Origin of the sequence: Aquimarina sp. RZ0, assembly GCF_008370685.1 — a bacterium.
In the GTDB taxonomy this organism is placed as follows: Bacteria; Bacteroidota; Bacteroidia; order Flavobacteriales; family Flavobacteriaceae; genus Aquimarina.
On the sequence record NZ_VTZU01000022.1, the window covers coordinates 64,865 to 83,592 of the forward strand.

Consider the following 18,728-nt stretch of genomic DNA (forward strand, 5'->3'; position numbering starts at 1 on the left):
TTATTCGTCTCTAAGTGCTACAATAGGTTTAATTCTGGCGGCTCTCCAGGCTGGAAAAAAGCCCGCTACGGCACCTGCAAAAATTAATATAAAAACAGTTGTCAATGCTACATTAAAATTTACTGATGGATTTGATATAAAATCTGTTTCTATCATAGGCCCCAACATTTCTAATAAAAGTAATCCAAAAATCAATCCTGTACATCCTGCAATCGCAGTCACAAAAATTGCTTCGTGCAAGATCATACCTATTATTGAAACGGGTAACGCACCTAATGCTTTACGAATTCCTATTTCTTTTGTTCTTTCTTTAACGATGATCAGCATAATATTACTGACCCCTACAACTCCAGCAATTATAGTACAAACCCCTACCCACCAGAAAAATGCCTTTATCATAAACATGAGATCATAAAAACGTTTTGCCTGTTCTAAAGAATTATTAACTCCTATTGCTCTTTCATCTGATGGTGCTATAATATGTTTTGTTTTTAGGTAAGATGTCATAGAGGCTACAAATTCTTCAGATTTTGCCACTGCCGTTTGAAAGTCCTTTTCCGGTTTTAGGGTATAAGAAAGATTGTTGATATTTTGGCCTCTATTAAATACTTGTTGTGCTGCAGTAGATGGCACAAAAATCCTTTCCTCTTCTCTCTCTCCTCCTTTGTCACTATATACACCAACTACTTTGAAGGTAATATCATTTAATCTAATGTATTTTCCTATAGGATCAATATCTTTTTTGAATAAATCATTTTTAATCTTATTCCCTATTATTGCTATTTTACCCTTTTCTATTACATCCTGCTGATTAATGAACCTTCCAGCGACCATAGTTTCATTTTCTATAAATTGAAAATCCGGAAAAACCCCTTCTATTCTATAATTACCTGATTCTTTTTCAAAGGAAGCTATAGCATTCCAGATTCGTACTCTTGATGATTGATATTCTATAAATTCTTCATTTTTTTTATAAATAAAGCCATAATCTTCATTGGTCATGTTAAAAAATCTCCCGGGATTCAGTCCCTTATACTCTACAGAAGTAGGTCGTGTCCATACCCAAATACTATTAGAGGCGTCATCTTCAAACTCTTGAGAAATTCCATTTTGCATTCCCTGACCAACTCCTAATAAGATAACCAGAATAAAGATCCCCGAAGCTACAGAAAGCCCTGTGAGAAAGGTTCGTAATTTATTTTTACGAATGGTATCAAATATTTCCTGCCAACGCTCTATATCAAACATTTGCTGTCGCTCTTACTTGTTCTACTAAAGTATCATCTATAATAACTCCATCCTTAAGGTTAACTACTCTTTTAGTCATATGAGCAATATCATCTTCGTGGGTAACTATTAGAATCGTCTTACCTTCGTCATTAATTCCCTGAATTAGTTCCATCACTTCATAAGAGGTCTTAGTATCCAAAGCTCCTGTAGGTTCATCTGCCAGCAGTACTTTAGGCTCCGAAGCCATAGCTCTTGCAATAGCCACGCGCTGTTTTTGCCCTCCAGACAGTTCATTAGGCAAATGAGTTGCCCAGTCTCCTAACCCTACTTTTTCTAGATAATGCATGGCTTTCTCGGATCTTTCTTTACGCTTTATTCCTTGATAATAGAGAGGCATAGCTACATTATCTAATGCATTCTTATACGTTATCAAATTAAAAGATTGAAATATAAATCCTAAAAACTTATTGCGATATCTTGCTGCTATTTTCTCATTAAGATTTTTGATCGGAATAGCATCCAGAAAATACGCGCCAGAATCTGCCTCATCTAACATCCCCAAGATATTAAGTAATGTAGATTTCCCGGAACCGGAAGATCCCATGATCGCCACTAGTTCTCCCTCTTTTACATTAAAATTTATTCCCTTGAGTACATGAAGGGAATTGCTACCCATGTGATACGATTTATGCAAGTCTTTAATTTCAATCATAAGTTTTGATTAAGATTATTCAGGCACAAATACCATACCTGTTTTCTTTTTAAAAAGACATACGATATACATACTTATAAATGACTCTAGTAGATTTTTATTAGTTCTCCTCTAGACGTATCTTCATTTGGTTAGCGCAGTCCTATCACATTAGACTTAGACTTTACCAATTTTGTTACAGTACGACATGTTAGTAAAATGTTAAAAATAGTACAAGTGTTAATTAGTCTTTGATGTTTTTTTATTGTTTTTATAAATAAAATACCCAACAATACCAATAAGAAAATATGGAATGATCATTAAATACACAATTCCATTATTCACTCCTCTTGCCGTTTCTTGTCCTTCTTCACTTTCTAAAACCGCTCGACACATTGCACATTGAGCGTCCATTGGGATCGTAAAAAACATCAACAACAGCATGATATATACGTATCTTTGTTTCATATACAAATTCTACTTTACGCCAACATAACAAATTAATAATATGGAGCTATCATTATGTAAACAATGACTCCTGAAATTGCAACATACAACCAAATTGGAAACGTAATTCTAGCTATCTTACGATGTGTATCGAATCGTTTTGCCAACGCTCTTACATAGGTGATCAATACAAATGGAATTATTAGGATTGATAATATTATATGTGTAATCAATATGAAATAATAGATATACCGAATCGTTCCTTCCCCTCCAAATTTGGTTGAATCACTAGTCATATGATATGCGATATACATTAACAAAAATAAAACTGAACAACTAATTGCTATTTTCATAAGGTTTTCATGCAGTTTTATCTTTTTATTCTTAACTGCCCATAAGGCAATTACAAGAACAATTGCTGTCAATCCATTAACACTAGCATAAATTGGCGGCAAGAAGGTAAGAGGAGTAACATTAAATCCTAATTTACGCAGGTTTACTCCAAATAATATCGCTACCACCAACGGGATGGAGATTGATAGTATTATGATCCATTTATTATATTTTTTTTCTATAGCGGATATATCACTCATTCTCTAATAGTTTCTTGATATCTTCTAATAAAATTGTAATCTGTTCTTCTTCGCCATTTTTATCCTTTACTTCTTCAACACCAATAGTCCCCCGATAATAAACAATTGGATTTCCTGAGGCATCGTATCTGCATCTAATATACCCGTCCTGATCAATTAATGCAAAGTAACCATTATGCTCAAAACCTCCTGGAACTTCTGGATTTTCTGCTGCATAAATATTAAACCCTGCATTAGCCAGCTCATAAATATCTTCTCTATCTCCTGTCAAAAAATTCCAATCGGGATTGGTCACTTTATAATTATCAGCATATTTTTTAAGCACACCCGGAGTATCTCTTTTGGGATTAATCGTAAAAGAAGCGATCCCAAAATCTTTATAATCAGTCAACCTATTCTGTAGATATACCATATTACTACTCATTTTTGGACAAATTGTCGGACAACTGGTAAAGAAAAAATCGACAACATATACTTTTCCATTATAATCGTGATTAGTAATTAGCAAGCTATCTTGATTTAGAAACGCAAAGTCTGGTACTTTTTTGGGTTTTCCATTAATTTTTAGATATGATAATTTTTCGTTGGCTACAGGATTATCCGCGCTCATTCTATCATTTTTAACTATAGAAGCGTCTTTTATTCTATTAATAATTTTTGGAACAAATAAAATTCCAAAAATTAAAATAATAAATGATATCCCAACATATGAATATTTCTTCATATCCTTATTTTTCTTTACGCTCTGCTTTATATTTTTTTAGTGCTAGTCGATATTCTGCTAAAACCACCTTTATATCATCGACCATAACATTATTAAGATCTGCTACAGAGCTTGTATCATACCCATATACTTTATTTTCGCCTTTTTGGATATCTTCATCTCTACCTCTCAAATTTCCATTTTTATCAATAATAAAAACATAATTCGATGCCAGATTTTGATCCAACCTATAAGGAGTATTAAGACTATCAAATAAGGTCTTTATATTTTCTGGTGTCCCATACATAAATTTCCAGCCAGACACGTCTGTAAGATCATCTAATTCATCCAAAAGTTTTTTAGCTGTTTTTTCTGCTCCGTATGGCAATACAATTACAAACTGAAAATCTCTGAACTCATAATTTTTTTTATAAATTTTTTGATTTAGGTTAAAAGCATTTCCTTTCTTAAAATTCACATCAGTTCCTAAAAAACCTAATACTGTAATTTTATTGGTGAATTGAATATTTTCTTTAGTAATACTCTCGAAGTTTTCAAGCGTACCGACCGATTCTTGTAATATGGGTAATTTAGCAAAATTATGTACTCCTGAAGCAAAGAACAAATAAGCAACTAATGGTAATATGAATAATACGCCTAGAACAAGAAACTTCTTCATTATAATGCTACTTTATTACGGATGCAAAAATAAAAAAGACGGCACAAATGAACCGTCTTTTCTATCTTTTTATTATGTTTTTAACTTAAAATCATTCTGCATTAAAAGTCCCAGCTTTTATGTCCTGATTTAAACACTTCATATATATAATCTCCTTCGGTAAGAAGAATAAACATTAAATAACAGATTAAAAATATTCCTGTCCATACGACAGCTCTTCTCAATCCTTTTGTCTCTCCTTCCATATGCATAAATGCCCAGGTGATTAGATACGCTTTATATAATGTTAATATAATAAAGAACCAGTTTAGTAACTTCATACTAATAAAAGTAGCTTTCATAAAATCCGGTTTCCATATCCCAAAAAGTACTTCTACTATAGTAACTACCGATAAAATGAAAAACACTTTCCAGATTCTCGCAGTATTTGATTCGTGATGTGCTATATCGTGTGCCATATTATTATCTCTAAAATCTTTTATTATTAAACCAGGTAAAAGAATGTGAATACAAATACCCAAACCAAGTCTACAAAATGCCAGTAAAGACCAACTTTTTCTACCATTTCATAATTCTTTCTTCGCTCATAAGTACCTAAAATCACATTAAAGAATATGATAATATTAATCACTACACCAGAAAAAACGTGAAATCCATGAAATCCTGTAATAAAGAAGAAGAAATTAGCAAATAATGGCGTTCCATATTCGTTATGCTTTAGATTTGCTCCTTCTACTATTCCTACGGCATCTGTTTTTAATCTTCTCAGAGATTCTTCTCTTGATAAAACTGTCTTTTCGCCTTTTTCTGTTAGCACCTGAGTCCTTATCAAAAGATCACTACGCTTTGCAAAACCAGCTTTTATCTCATCGATAGTATATGTTGGGAGCGTTCCTTCGGCTTCATACCAAACTCCATTTTTATTTTCGTGTTGTGCTCTTTCTTTATGACTATTTACTACAGCAATATCGTGCAGCGCTACTCTATGACCGTTAGTATCTACAAATTGTAGTATCTGACCTCCTTTTGTTTCTACTGCACCATATTCACCTTTGATAAAGTTTTTCCATTCCCAGGCTTGAGACCCAACAAAAATAGCTCCACCTATAATGGTTAAGAACATATAAATAATTACTTTTTTCTGTTTCATATGATGCCCTGCATCTACCGCAAGTACCATCGTTACCGAAGAAAAAATAAGTATAAAGGTCATCAATGCCACATAATACATAGGAGCATCTACCCCGTGTAAAAATGGAAAGTGATTAAACACTTCATCAGCTATTGGCCATGAATCAATAAATTTAAATCTCGAAAAACCGTAAGCAGCAAGAAAACCGGAGAAAGTAAGCGCATCAGACAGGATAAAAAACCACATCATCATCTTACCATAACTCACTTTGAGAGGTTGATTACCACCTCCCCAAGTTTTACCTTCTGTACCTGTATTAGCAACAGTTGTTTCCATATAAAGAATTTGGTATTGTTAAATTTTCCACAAAAGTAAACAATTTTATTATCTAACGAAATATAAAAACAAAAAGAGATAAACCCATAAAACATCTACAAAATGCCAATACATAGCACCCAGTTCTAAACCAAGGGTTTGCCCTCTCTGATACTTTTGTTTAAAATGATTATAAATTACGACTAAAAGCACTATAAGCCCAGCAATTACGTGAACAATATGCAATACTACTATAATGTATAAGAAAGTTGGTACGATATTGGCAGTCGGCCCTGTAAAATTGTATCCTTGCCCCAGAATATCACCAAATCCTAAAAATTGCATATATATAAACAATATTCCTGAAACGAGCGTAGTAAACAACAATACAGTTGCTAATCCTCTATTCTCCTTTTCTATTGCTTTTTTGACAAAATAAAAAGTTATACTACTGGCAATAATAACCACCACACTAGCAATAAATGCTGTAGGAAAAACAAGATCTGTCAACCAATCTTGTCTTGATTTACTAACCACATAAGCACTTGTAAGTCCAGCAAAAGTCATCGTCATGCTTATCATAGCAAACCACATCATGGTTTTCTTTGCTCTTTTTTGCTTTTCGACTGTTGTTCCTTGGGTTAAATCCATACACGAATAAATTTGTCAGCTACATAAATAATTTGAAGCAATGTAATATACGATACACTTGCCAGCATTAATTGTTTAGCCGTTTTTGCATCTCTAGTTTTATATAACCGAATAGCATATCTCAATAAAAACAATCCTAAAATTAAAATCAATACACCCGAAACCGGTGTTATGTATAATTTTCCGGTGACATGAAAAACGGGTATCAATGAAGTAACTATAGTCCAAATGGTATAAATCAAAACCTGGATAGCAGTTCCTTTATCTTTTTTTCCTGTAGGCAACATAAAGAAACCTCCTTTTTGATAGTCTTCAAAAAGAAACCAACCAATTGCCCAAAAATGAGGAAACTGCCAGAAAAACTGAATCATAAATAAGGTCCCCGGTTCCATGCCAAAATCATTAGTCGCAGCCACCCACCCCAGCATAAATGGTATAGCGCCAGGTATAGCACCTACAAAAACAGCCAATGGCGTTTTCGTTTTCAAAGGTGTATATAAACTCACATAAATGAATATGGAGATCGCTCCAAACATTGCTGTTTTTGGATTAATCACATATAACACAGAAATTCCTAAAATCGTAAATAGTGCAGCAATAGTAAAAGCTGTATTTACAGACATTCTGCCTGACGGAATGGGTCTGTTTTTAGTACGATCCATCAAAACATCCAGATCACGCTCTATAATTTGATTAAAAGCATTAGAAGCGCCTACCATAAAATAACCTCCTATGGATAAAAGCAACAAGGTATTCCAAGAAATTGTATCGACACCTAATAAATAACCGGCTACGGATGAGAACACTACACTCAATGCAAGTCGCATCTTTGTAATCTCTTTAAAATCCTGAATCACAGAAACTTTTGCAGTATCAACCTGGGTTACACTCAAATTTTGCACGTTGTATAAATAGCTTTTTTTAAAAGTGGTGCAAAGATATATCTTAAAAGCATTTTAGACAACTTATAACTACTTATAATTCACCTTTTAACAACTACAACATCATAATAAGTTATGTTTAGGGTTTTTATAAAATCTTATGCCAACAGAATCAACCTGCTGATCAAACCCATTTATACGATTTGTGATTAAAAAATTCGTATAAATTCATTGAATTATTTTTTCTTTATGCAAGGCAAAAAAATCAAGCATAGCTATAGCTACGGTTTATTTTTTAAACGAAGTAGAAAGGAAAAAGAAACGATGAATATGTGAAATTTTTAGTTATAAATCGTATTACACCATTTTTGTTATCGCAATTTTTTCTTTAAACCAGCCAATTAAAAAATATAATTATACCCTTTCTACCTTAAAATAACCGAAATAAAACACAGTTAATTTTTGTTCACGCCAAAGAAAGAAAAAGTAATCATAGCAGTAATTACGATCAAATTCTATCTTGAAACACAAGCAAAAAGCAAAATTTTAACGAGTATTTTAAGGCAGAAACGGCATCAAATAAAGACCCAACCAGGTTTCTTATACGATTTGTGATTAAAAAATTCGTATAAATTCATTGAATTATTTTTTCTTTATGCAAGGCAAAAAAATCAAGCATAGCTATAGCTACGGTTTATTTTTTAAACGAAGTAGAAAGGAAAAAGAAACGATGAATATGCGAAATTTTTAGTTATAAATCGTATTACACCTCTAACACTTCACTAATCCTGCACCTTAAACACTATCGGCAATTGATACTTAACTGCTACCGGTTCTTTGCGCTGCATGCCAGGCGTCATTCTAGGAAGTAATCCTATTACTCTTTCTGCTTCTTTTTTCAGTTTAGGATGCGGAGCTCTTACTTGTACATTTTGGATCGTTCCATCCGCAGCCACATCAAATAAGGTATAGATTCTTTGCACACCTTGCAAACCATATTCGTTCCCGATATCCGTATTAAATTTTCTGGAAACAATCCTGCTTATTTTTTCAGAAAAACAAGCAGCCTTTTCTTTATTTGTTTTCAACTTTTCACATCCTGGAAAAACCGGAACATCCTCTACCACAGAAAAAGGAACGTGTGTAGGCTCAGGATCTTCTACCTCCGGAACAGCATCAGGATTAAACGGCGTATCAGTCGTTTTGGGTGTTACATTTTTGAACTCCTCTGTAAGTTTTTTAATTACAGCATCATCTTCTACAACTTCAAACTCTTCGGGCTCTGGTATTGGATCTGATTGTTTTTGCGCAACTACCTCCTGCGTTGGTTCCTGATAGATTTCAAATTCTCCATCCCACACTAAGGGCTCTTCTTCTATGATATTGGATGTATCATCGATCTTTGCGATCGGCACTGTGGTATACACCTCAAACATCAAGTACGTGAATAATAGGCTTGCAATAAGCCCAATCTGAAAGTTAACCAACATACTTTTTCGTACATTAGCGTCATGCTTGTTACTCATATTATTTAGTTTTAACGTTACAATTAATCTAAATACAACAAGCATACCAAAAAAGAATCCCGCCTACGAAAATCGTGACGGGATTCTACTATAATATTAAAAAATATTTTTTTAGTCCTGTACCTGAAAAACAATTGGTAATGAATAGAGTACACCTACTGCTTTTCCTCTTTGTTTTCCTGGTGTCATTTTAGGAAGAAGTTTCACAACACGTTGTGCTTCTTTCTCTAATCTAGGGTGTGGCCCTCTAGCCTGAACACCTACTATATTACCATTTCTATCAATTTTGAAACGAACATATATCCTGTTTACACCCGAAAGTCCTAATTCACTTCCTAATTCTGTATTAAACTTGCGGTTAACAAATTTCTTAACCTTATCGCTCATACATTTTTTCTTAGCAGAATTTCCTGATTCTTTTTCACATCCGGGAAAAACAGGAACATTTTCAATAACTGCAAATGGTACATCAGCAATTTCTTCTTCTTCTTCTACATCTTCTACTTCTTCTACTTCTACAATCTCTTCTTCTTGATTGGTTTCTGTAGATTCAATGATGGTCTCCTCTACTTCTTCTTCATCTTCTACAACATCAATAATTTCTGGTGCAGGCGGCGGTGGCGGTGGCGGAGGTGGTGTATTTAAATCTTGTGTAATAGGTATTTCTTCCTCTTCCAATTCATCAAGATTAACCTGACCAATATCTATATTAGTTTTATCATACGTTTTATGCTCTATCGCCATCCACGTGATAAAAAGAACTAAAATAAGACCTAGTTGTAAAAACAAAGCACTTCTTTTAGTCAAATCTGATTTTGGATTTTTCTTTAGTTCCATATTACAATGTTATATTATAAGACTGCTAAAATAGCTAATTTCTTTTGTAAATTCCAATTATTAATCAAAATGTAAAACAAAATATAAAATTTTAACGTTTATGATCTCTTCTACTTTTGAGCGCACTCACTGCGCATTATTTCCCTTTTCAAATTGTACTATTCTCTATGTTTTAATACAACTATTTTATTCTTAAGTAATTTCAAAATAACTACAGCAATAATCACGCCAATTGCATTTGCGACAATATCATTCCAATCTGGGGTGCGGTAGCTTGTAAATACTCCTTGAAAAATTTCCATCAACATCCCATACACTACACCCAAAATGGATGCCAACAGTATACTTTGAACAAATGATTTTCTCTTTTTTTCAGAATAAAAGAAGAACAAAAACCAAAATATGGTAAAAAAGAGATATACCAACAAATGCCCAACTTTATCACTTCCCTGAATATTAGCACCTCCTGGAATTATAAGTTTTCCCAGGGAAAGCCAGGTAATCAAAAGGGTGTATAACGAGGCAAATATAAAAAGATACCTACGCTTGAACAAGGCCTTTATAACCATCTGCTGACAAAAGGCCTTCTATCTGAGAAGTATCCGATATTTTGATTTTTACCATCCATCCTTCTCCATAGGGATCCTTATTTACCAATTCGGGATCATCCTCCAGCACTTCATTAAATTCTATTAACTCACCGCTCAACGGAAGAAATAAATCAGACACTGTTTTTACCGCTTCTACGGTTCCAAAAACCTCATCTTGCTCTAATTTATCGCCAACTGATTCTATATCTACATATACAATATCCCCTAACTCACTTTGCGCAAAATCAGTGATACCCACCGTAGCAATATCTCCATCTATCTTGACCCATTCATGGTCTTTTGTATATTTTAATTCTGAAGGTGTATTCATCCAAAAAGTATTTATTAATTATTATTATTAAATCTTAAGGACGAAAATAAATCTATTTTATTAAATTATAGAAAAACCAAGTCAGAAATTTTAAAAAAATCAATCCCAAATAGTATACATCTTCACTATGGATATATGTTCTGTTTTTCAGAAACAAACACTATATAATCATCAATTCCCAAAATTATATCGCAATGTAAAACCACCTCTTATAGTGGTCTGAGGGAAAGCTGTAGAGATTGAATATTCAGAAAACGTATGATCATAAAAAAATAAAGCTGTAAGATTTTTACTCAGCGCATAATCTGTTGTAAACTTGATTCCATAAATATCCTGCCCTGCGGTAACTTGAGCATCATCGATATCCAGATACCTGATCACAGTTTCGTTCTGTCTTAAAGATAAATCAGCTCTAAAATTAAGATCACTCTTCAGGGTTGTCTTTTTACCTGCTATTCTCGTGACAAATGTTAGATCTTGCACTCTGTAACCTAGCCCGATAATATATTCATTCCCGCTAATTTCTGTAAGCAAGTTATTGTCAAAACTTAAAGACAATGCCCTATCTTTCTTCCACTCTGCAAGAATCTTTACAGAATTCTTCATTTCCATGTCAAAACGTATTAGCGGACTAAATTGCTCGGTAAGATTGATACTAGAAAATAGCAATTTGTTTTTAAAATTACCTCCCTGATCCAATTCTTCAGTATTATTAGGATTAAAGTCAAGATTTGCTTGAAACTGATTAATCGTATAATTCGCACGATATCCATGAGCCATGGAGAATCGCTTAAATCGTTTTTTAAACCATTTTAGATTCATTAATCCTGTATACTTAACATCCCAATTAGGAATAGGCACATCCTTAAAAGCACCTGTCTGCACTTTTTCCGGATTTACTCCTGTATATGCTGCTAAAAAAGCCGGTAACAACACCGCTTGGTTAGTGCCACTAAACCCATCCGGAAAACCATCTCCGTCTGTATCAATACTAGGATCAATACCTCGTTCTAAAGCCAAACGTCTTGCAATCACAATTCTATTCGCTCTAAAATTATCAAAGGTTCTCGATGTAAATTGGTCACTTTTGCCAAATGGCTTATTAAACAGTACTGTCGAAATTGTATAATTCCCAAATGTATTAGCACTTAATGAGGAATAAGGATCGTTGATGTCGATATTCTCAGGGGTAAAACCTCCTCCATCAAGATTAACCCTGAAATTTTCTGTATACGTCTCAGAAAAATTTCTACTGGCACTTATATCGATTTGCAAGTCTTTTAAAAAGTTTACCGAGGCCTGTATATTAAGCTGTCTTCCTTCTACTTCTCTATACTGCTGATTAAAATCCTGATACAAGGTTAGCCATCCATTTCTGGCTGCAATATCTCTTATCTCTGCCTGACTTCCAAAAGTAAATCCTACCGATGGTTTTAAGGTCCCTACAAATCCAGGTTCTCTCAGGTAACCTGGTAAGAAAATACCATTATCCTGCTGATAATTCACATTTACCTTCTTTACTGCTGTAACCAAACCTATCAATGAATTAAGGGCTTTGTCTGCAACCGACAACTTACTTGATTTCTTCTTAGATTTCTTCTTAGATTTCTTGTCCTTTCCAGCTACTTTTGAGGCATCTTTCCCTTCCTCTTTTTTATCATCTTTCCCTTTCTTCTTCTTAGCTTTCTTTCCTCTTCCTGGCTTTTTCTTAGTAAGCCCAACGTACTTATACAAAGCGTTCATATCCAATGACCCATTAACCGTATGCACATTCGCATTCTGGATCGTATTTCCAAGATCAGGAATTCCTTCGAGGTTTTTTAATGCCTCACTCCCTTTGGTCCATTGAAAATCTGCCGTGTAGGAATATGTGCTTCGCAAAAATTTAAATAGTGGGATTTTATTAAAAGGAATTTCATAATTAACCTGTAATTGCTGACTATGAAAGTTAGGGTCTCCAACATCAAGAACACCACTCCAAATATCGATTTCATCATCGATATTCCCTTCATCATCAATGAAGTTTTTAACAATTCTATTATTTGCAGAATTAAAACTAAAATTTAAAGACTTTGTAAGATTATAATTAACCCCATACTGCCAATCAAATAAGAAGTTACGCTGTGTTAATGCTGGCAACCCAAGATCATCAGGTCCTAAGGTAATGTCTCTAAATACTTGCTCACTAAATTGCCTATTAATATTAGAACTTACAGAAACACTGGTAGGCAGTAAATTAAAATTAAAATCTTTTAATAAATCAAAGTACTTGCTTCTGCCCAAAAACTTTACTTTTTTAAGCGGCTCTATTTCTTTGGGTTGAAAACTAAAATCATAAGTTCCTCCCAATCGAACACTTTGTTCTAATGATTTCTCTATTTCAAAATCCCTATGATCCGTTTGATTATAAGTTCCTGAAAATGCAAAATTCTCAACATCATATGGCATAGGTTTAGCATCTCCTGTTCTATCTTTACGCAATCCTATTACATTAAAGCTTTGACGTTTTGTATATTCAGTATTAACATTCAAAATAGAATCTTTTTGTCTTTGCCCCGGAGCACTATCCAGAATTTGATCCAACTCTAAATCCTCATAAAACTTATCAAATTGAGGTGTAATTAATTCTTCTCCTCGACTATAATTAAAAGGAATCTGAAGTCCCCATTTTTTTGGTAGTAATTGCCCTAAATTAACATTAGTAGTCAAATCATATTGCACAAGATCTTCATTACTTCGTTCATTAGGCCCTTGCTCTATACCGCCAAAACCTATCGTACTCACTCTTCCCGAAGCACTTACTGTGGCAAAATCTGCTATATTACCATCCATACTACCTACAGCTGACCAGCCTCCTTGATTTTTAAGATCACTCAGACGCAATTCATTAAACCAGACAGTTCCGGATCTTTCATTTCCTAAGGTATTGCTTAAATTATTTCTCACCCCCACCATCATAACTCTGACATCTCCAATATTAGGGTTTCCTTTGATTTTGATAGCGATATTATTTCCATTATTATCCTCTCTAATAAAAGAATTTAAAGACCCATCAGGATTTACATTTGTAGCCACACCTCTGACCAATACTTCTGATTTAATTTCACGCAATAAAGACAAAGGAATATTCAATCTATTCGCTACAGGCCATACAGCATCGGCATTAGTAGAAGTTTCAGATATTTTTAAAGGAATTTCTATCTGATAGAAGTTATTCGTAAAATCATTCCCCATCCTTATAAAAGCATACAACTCATCATCTGTAATAAAATCTGAATCACCACTTGTTTTATTAGGTAAGTTTTCTGCGTGAAGAAATAATTCCAGATTTTCATATTGGCGCATATCCACATTAAAGTTTTTATAAACTCCACGCCCATCTTCTCCCTTAAGCTCATTAACAGTTAATGCCAATGAACGCTCATCCTCTCTTATAGTTGTATTATTATTGATCAATTGCTCTCTAAACACTCCAGGAGGAGTAACATACCCAGCTGTTTCTTCTGCACTTACAGAAGTAACCACTACATCATTATCGTCAAATACATTTAACCCACTGGTAGGGTTATTATCAGGATTCCCCATCTGAATATACCTCCTATAATCTCCACGAACCAGGTCTATTGAAGCGAATCTTAATAATACTGGCTGATCAAAACCTGTGACGACCATTCTCATAAAACGAATAGATCTAAAATCACTAGGAGCATTAGGCTCATTCAAATTTGAAGGTTCATAGATTGGCACTTTAAATCGCACCCACCTGGTATTTCTATTTTGTCCATTCAATACATTAGGATTTGTTATAACCCGAACATCCGATATAAAACCGGTATTATTATCATTACCGACATTCATATTCGCAAAAATCGGAATCTCATATTCAAAATAATTATCAATCGTGTTCATGGTATTATCACGATTCACATCTTCTGCCGTAGGAAATGTAGTATTCCCTCTATTTTCATTTGACACACTTGTTGGGGAATTCCCTTCTGTCCCGTTATAATCTTTATACCGCTCTACAATAGTTCCTTCTGCCTGCAAATAAAACTGATAATTATCTCCTGCAGGATCTGGTAATGAGCTAAAAGCAGCTCCTTCTGGAAATGCATTAGGATCTCTCTCTAATTGATCTGTAAGACCATCATATCCAGCATCCTGATTTACCCTTGCCTGCCCTTCTGAGTCAAATGCATATATCAACGACTGATTTACAGGCACCTGACCAATAGTACTGGCATTATCCGTAAAACCGACAGTAGTCGCTGGCAACCCGTTTTCATATTGTTTCCTACCATCTTTTAATACATCTTCACTAATATTTCCCAGATTAAAAATAATCGTCCCACTGGTAGATTGTGTCAGCGCCTCTTCTATCCCACCATTGGTATAAAATGGATCCATCAACCAGAATTCTATAAATTCTACATTTGATTGTTCAAAATTAGTAGAAGTTAATTGTCTGGTAATACCACCATAGTTATCTTCGGGATTAGGCAAAGGCAGTGTACTTCCTGGCGCATATGCAGGGTTAAAATTATATTGCCCTCTTGTGGTCGGATCATAATTAAGATCCATAGGAAACAAAGCTGTAGTCTGTCCTTGAGCAATATCTGTTACAGGAAAAATTTCTCTATTAAAAACCCTTCTAGCCGCATTTGACTCTAAATCTTCATCACTTATTCCGCTAGGTCTACCATTACTATAAAATATTGGATCAATAGAATACCACGCGAGTTTTGCTCGTCTATATCCTGCTCGAATATCATTATTATCTAATTCCCCACCAAAACCCAGTGGCACACTAGATAATTCCCACGCTAATGGAGCTGCCACATCTATAGCAGTTTGCGCACCTTCAAAATCATCTATATAGGTTGTGACCCTGCCATCAAAATCAGCACCCCTAGGAGCTCCCGCAATTAAGTAAGCCCCTTCTGCCCTTACAGACACATTAGAAGGCACATCGGTATCAATATTAGGTAATTTATTTACCATTCTGGTAAGAAAAGGTACTTCTGTAGAGTAATTGAGATTAAAACCTAATAATGTATTATTTATAGGCTCAAAGTCATAATTAGATTTCTGGGTAATGGGTCTTTCATTGAGATTTAAATACGTACCTCCAATAATAAAATCATCACTGAATTTATGTTCTATATTTAGTCCGGAAAAACGTTTGGTTTGTTGCCCAAATACGGCATTATTCTCTGTTGACACTTGGATAGGAGTATTCGAAGCTAATAGTGCTTCATCTAATATAATAACCCTTCCCAACTGATAATTAACAGAGTAATCAACCCCTTCCTGAAGCGTTCGTCCTCCTGCAGTAACTGTCACAGATCCCTGAGGCACATTAAAAGCTCCCAACGGAATACCATCTTGCCCGGAGGATTTATACCTCCCTTTTAATTGAAAAAAGTTTTTATCTGCAGCTTCCTGCTCTGCTACTATTTTTGTCTGCGTATAGAGCTCTCTAAATACATATTCATCCTGATTCTCGTTATAAGTCGCAGGCATATTGTAATCAGTAGCAGTAGATCCATTATCCAGTTTATTAAAAAGATGTTGTCCGAATGGTTCTACAGTGGTAAATATTATCCTACCATTTTCTGGATCAATTGTCAATCCTGGAACATAATCAAAAAAACCATCGCCTGCGCCATCAGCTCCTTGTACAGGGTCATTATTAGGGTTTAATCGATCCATATTAAATACACTTAACAAACGAGTTTGTTCCACATCTTCCGGCAATGCCAGAGGTGATCCTTCTGCAGCAGTTATAAAATTAACCGGAGAAGGATTTGTATACACTATATTAAGTCTAAAATCATTGGCTTCTAACCTAAAAGCCCCGGTATTATAAATATTTTTCATCATCAAATCCCAAATAGCACGATCCACATTAGTGATCGGACTCTTTAGCATTTTCACCACAAGACTTTGGCTGGATCCTGCCTGGATTACATTTCCAGGATCAGGGTTTGGATTACCAATTGGATCATCTCCTACTGTCGCATTTACACCATCATTAGCAAACTCTCCGACCTGAAACACTTGCCCTCCCACCGTATATTGAAAAGCAACCGCAAGGACCTCATCATTATTTAATCGCTGATTTAAAGATATATATCCTAATTGCGTATTTAATGTATATTCATTGGTATTCAATTGTCTTGCATTCTCTAATACCGCATAATCAAAGCCTTCATTAAAACCAGCTATCGGACCTGTAAAACCTTGCTGCACTGTTGCGATTTGACGTACAGCTTCTGTAACAGGACCTGTAGCGCCAATAGAGAAAGGATCTAAATCATTATTCCCATTATCAGGAAAAGATCCCGCAGGGACATTAAACAATCCTCCCGGGATATCAAAATTTCCCACATCCGGAGCTTCTCCAAGATCTTGTAACGCTACAATATTTCTGGCATCACCTAATGTTTGCGCACTGGTAGCTCTATTTGTCAACCAAACCTCTACTCTGGTAATCTGTATATTATTATTAATAAATGGGTAGTTTACTAAAGCTTCATCGTAGGTATCTCTAAAAAAATGAGATAAAAAGTAATGTCTGTTATCATCATAATTCAATGCAAAAATCTCAAAATCCTCTACAGTTCCGCCTCCTTCTACATTAACAGACCTCGTTTCAGAACGTTGCTCTGAATATACTGCAGTAACAGATGTTCTTCCAAACTGCATCCCCAATTTTGCTCCAAAGAGACTCTGAGATCCCTGGATCAATGAGTTGTTAATTGGCATTGTAACATTACCAATCTCTATGCTTCTAATAATATCATCTTCTGTAGGGGTATATTCTAATTTTATCTGATTCTGAAAATCAAAAGTTGATTCTGTATCAAAATTCGCATTTATCTGAAGTCTTTTACCAACTTTACCTAACAAACTCAAACTGATACGTTGATCAAAATCAAAAGTAAAATTACTACGATTTCTTGGTGAGAATGCAGGGTTATCCTGTTTTGTATACAAAGCACCTAAATCCATCTCTACAGATCCCTGTGGAATGATTTCAATTTCACTTCCTCCAAAAATAGTTTCAAAGAAATTAGAGTTTACATAAAAGATGGGAAGTAAATTTTTTTGCTTCTCCTCACTACCTTCTTTTTTTCCGCTAAAAGCACTTATTTTCTCTTTGAAATAATCTCTTCTTTGTTCCTCTTCTACAAGAGCTTCATATTCTTTTGGCGTTAAAAACAATGGATAACGCACATTAAATTGCCCCAATGTCTCCCTATATATATAGCGATTTGTAGATGGATCATACTCATATCTGGCTACAATACTATTAGGATTAGGTAATGAAAGTTCGCCGAGTGTAAATGTTGTACTTGTTGAATCTCTGACAGTTTCTGTATCCTGTGCATAAAGAGCTCCTCCATAAAGCACAAATAAACAAACGAATCTTTTTAAAAATTTAAAATGTAAGAAATGTGATAAAACCAATGCTTTTATAAATTTTTTAGTGCTTGTTTAATAATATTTTCCACTGTACCTGTAGGGCTTTCCTTTAGAATTTTATCAACAACCTTCTCAGCTTGTTTTCTATTAAATCCAAGGGTTTCTAATGCAGATAACGCTTCATCCTTATTAGTATTGCTTTGAGATACTGAAACTTCATCAATATTATAAACTTTAAGAATTTTATCTTTCAGATCAAGGATTACCCGTTGCGCTGTTTTTGCACCAATTCCTTTTATAGACTGAATCGTTCCTACATCATTTGAAGCAATAGCATCTTTGATCTGATCAGGATGCAATGAAGACAACATCGTTCTGGCTGTACTTGAACCAATACCTGAAACAGAAATCAATAATCTAAAAATTTCTCTTTCGGATTTTTCTATAAAACCGAATAGCGCATGCGAATCTTCCCGCACTTGTAAATGTGTAAACAACTTTAATATTTCATCATCCGGAATTAAGGAAAATGTATGTAATGAAATGTGTAAAAAATATCCTACTCCATTACAATCTATTACTACATCGGTAGGATTTTTCTCCACCAATCGTCCTTTGATTTGTGTAATCATCTATTTATTTGATCTTAAGCAACCAAAAGTAATAAAATTATATGTATAACAAACCATAAAAG

At 34.4% G+C, this 18,728-nt stretch carries 16 protein-coding genes; all 16 read right to left on the bottom strand.

The features are described from left to right. Positions 1-1,248 (bottom strand): ABC transporter permease, encoded by a 1,248-nt coding sequence (locus F0000_RS10180; protein WP_149624619.1) that lies wholly within the window; start codon positions 1,246-1,248, stop codon positions 1-3. Then, positions 1,241-1,942, bottom strand: coding sequence for an ABC transporter ATP-binding protein (locus F0000_RS10185; protein WP_149624620.1), 702 nt, complete (start codon positions 1,940-1,942; stop codon positions 1,241-1,243). Before F0000_RS10185 ends, F0000_RS10180 begins: the two co-directional genes overlap by 8 nt. Before the next feature lie 219 nt (positions 1,943-2,161). Continuing rightward, positions 2,162-2,389 (bottom strand): hypothetical protein, encoded by a 228-nt coding sequence (locus tag F0000_RS10190; RefSeq protein WP_149624621.1) that lies wholly within the window; start codon positions 2,387-2,389, stop codon positions 2,162-2,164. Between the two features lie 32 nt (positions 2,390-2,421). Next, the gene (locus tag F0000_RS10195) at positions 2,422-2,961 is read right to left on the bottom strand and encodes a DUF420 domain-containing protein (protein ID WP_149624622.1); all 540 of its coding nucleotides are present in this window, start codon (positions 2,959-2,961) and stop codon (positions 2,422-2,424) included. Next, positions 2,954-3,685, bottom strand: coding sequence for an SCO family protein (locus tag F0000_RS10200; RefSeq protein ID WP_149624623.1), 732 nt, complete (start codon positions 3,683-3,685; stop codon positions 2,954-2,956). Before F0000_RS10200 ends, F0000_RS10195 begins: the two co-directional genes overlap by 8 nt. Before the next feature lie 4 nt (positions 3,686-3,689). Then, positions 3,690-4,343, bottom strand: a complete 654-nt coding sequence (locus tag F0000_RS10205) for a hypothetical protein (RefSeq protein WP_149624624.1) — start codon at positions 4,341-4,343, stop codon at positions 3,690-3,692. Positions 4,344-4,444: 101 nt separating this feature from the next. Beyond that, positions 4,445-4,801 carry a cytochrome C oxidase subunit IV family protein gene (locus tag F0000_RS10210; RefSeq protein WP_149624625.1) on the bottom strand — a complete coding sequence of 119 codons (357 nt, stop codon included), beginning with the start codon at positions 4,799-4,801 and terminating at the stop codon, positions 4,445-4,447. 26 nt (positions 4,802-4,827) lie between these two features. Next, positions 4,828-5,811, bottom strand: coding sequence for a cytochrome c oxidase subunit 3 (locus tag F0000_RS10215; RefSeq protein WP_149624626.1), 984 nt, complete (start codon positions 5,809-5,811; stop codon positions 4,828-4,830). Between the two features lie 48 nt (positions 5,812-5,859). Beyond that, positions 5,860-6,441, bottom strand: a complete 582-nt coding sequence (locus tag F0000_RS10220; RefSeq protein ID WP_149624627.1) for a cytochrome c oxidase subunit 3 — start codon at positions 6,439-6,441, stop codon at positions 5,860-5,862. Further along, positions 6,432-7,334: a heme o synthase gene (gene cyoE, locus F0000_RS10225; RefSeq protein ID WP_149624628.1), complete on the bottom strand. Its 903-nt coding sequence runs from the start codon at positions 7,332-7,334 to the stop codon at positions 6,432-6,434. Before cyoE ends, F0000_RS10220 begins: the two co-directional genes overlap by 10 nt. Positions 7,335-8,104: 770 nt before the next feature. Continuing rightward, positions 8,105-8,848, bottom strand: a complete 744-nt coding sequence (locus tag F0000_RS10230; RefSeq protein ID WP_188112082.1) for an energy transducer TonB — start codon at positions 8,846-8,848, stop codon at positions 8,105-8,107. A gap of 111 nt (positions 8,849-8,959) precedes the next feature. Then, positions 8,960-9,685, bottom strand: coding sequence for an energy transducer TonB (locus tag F0000_RS10235; RefSeq protein WP_149624630.1), 726 nt, complete (start codon positions 9,683-9,685; stop codon positions 8,960-8,962). A 158-nt stretch (positions 9,686-9,843) separates the two neighbouring features. Beyond that, on the bottom strand, positions 9,844-10,191 hold the full coding sequence (locus tag F0000_RS10240; RefSeq protein ID WP_188112083.1) for a VanZ family protein: 348 nt from the start codon (positions 10,189-10,191) through the stop codon (positions 9,844-9,846). A 34-nt stretch (positions 10,192-10,225) separates the two neighbouring features. Beyond that, positions 10,226-10,606: a glycine cleavage system protein GcvH gene (gene gcvH / locus F0000_RS10245; RefSeq protein ID WP_149624632.1), complete on the bottom strand. Its 381-nt coding sequence runs from the start codon at positions 10,604-10,606 to the stop codon at positions 10,226-10,228. A 171-nt stretch (positions 10,607-10,777) separates the two neighbouring features. Further along, positions 10,778-18,022 carry a cell surface protein SprA gene (gene sprA / locus F0000_RS10250; protein WP_255452691.1) on the bottom strand — a complete coding sequence of 2,415 codons (7,245 nt, stop codon included), beginning with the start codon at positions 18,020-18,022 and terminating at the stop codon, positions 10,778-10,780. Positions 18,023-18,084: 62 nt separating this feature from the next. Continuing rightward, positions 18,085-18,666, bottom strand: coding sequence for a Holliday junction branch migration protein RuvA (ruvA, locus tag F0000_RS10255; protein ID WP_149624634.1), 582 nt, complete (start codon positions 18,664-18,666; stop codon positions 18,085-18,087). Between the last annotated feature and the right edge of the window lie 62 nt (positions 18,667-18,728).

What these genes read in the sequence shown, in the direction of transcription:
- F0000_RS10180 (WP_149624619.1), bottom strand. Translation starts at nt 1,248, where the DNA reads ATGTTTGATATAGAGCGTTGGCAGGAAATATTTGATACCATTCGTAAA.
- F0000_RS10185 (WP_149624620.1), bottom strand. Translation starts at nt 1,942, where the DNA reads ATGATTGAAATTAAAGACTTGCATAAATCGTATCACATGGGTAGCAAT.
- F0000_RS10190 (WP_149624621.1), bottom strand. Translation starts at nt 2,389, where the DNA reads ATGAAACAAAGATACGTATATATCATGCTGTTGTTGATGTTTTTTACG.
- F0000_RS10195 (WP_149624622.1), bottom strand. Translation starts at nt 2,961, where the DNA reads ATGAGTGATATATCCGCTATAGAAAAAAAATATAATAAATGGATCATA.
- F0000_RS10200 (WP_149624623.1), bottom strand. Translation starts at nt 3,685, where the DNA reads ATGAAGAAATATTCATATGTTGGGATATCATTTATTATTTTAATTTTT.
- F0000_RS10205 (WP_149624624.1), bottom strand. Translation starts at nt 4,343, where the DNA reads ATGAAGAAGTTTCTTGTTCTAGGCGTATTATTCATATTACCATTAGTT.
- F0000_RS10210 (WP_149624625.1), bottom strand. Translation starts at nt 4,801, where the DNA reads ATGGCACACGATATAGCACATCACGAATCAAATACTGCGAGAATCTGG.
- F0000_RS10215 (WP_149624626.1), bottom strand. Translation starts at nt 5,811, where the DNA reads ATGGAAACAACTGTTGCTAATACAGGTACAGAAGGTAAAACTTGGGGA.
- F0000_RS10220 (WP_149624627.1), bottom strand. Translation starts at nt 6,441, where the DNA reads ATGGATTTAACCCAAGGAACAACAGTCGAAAAGCAAAAAAGAGCAAAG.
- F0000_RS10230 (WP_188112082.1), bottom strand. Translation starts at nt 8,848, where the DNA reads ATGAGTAACAAGCATGACGCTAATGTACGAAAAAGTATGTTGGTTAAC.
- F0000_RS10235 (WP_149624630.1), bottom strand. Translation starts at nt 9,685, where the DNA reads ATGGAACTAAAGAAAAATCCAAAATCAGATTTGACTAAAAGAAGTGCT.
- gcvH (WP_149624632.1), bottom strand. Translation starts at nt 10,606, where the DNA reads ATGAATACACCTTCAGAATTAAAATATACAAAAGACCATGAATGGGTC.
- ruvA (WP_149624634.1), bottom strand. Translation starts at nt 18,666, where the DNA reads ATGATTACACAAATCAAAGGACGATTGGTGGAGAAAAATCCTACCGAT.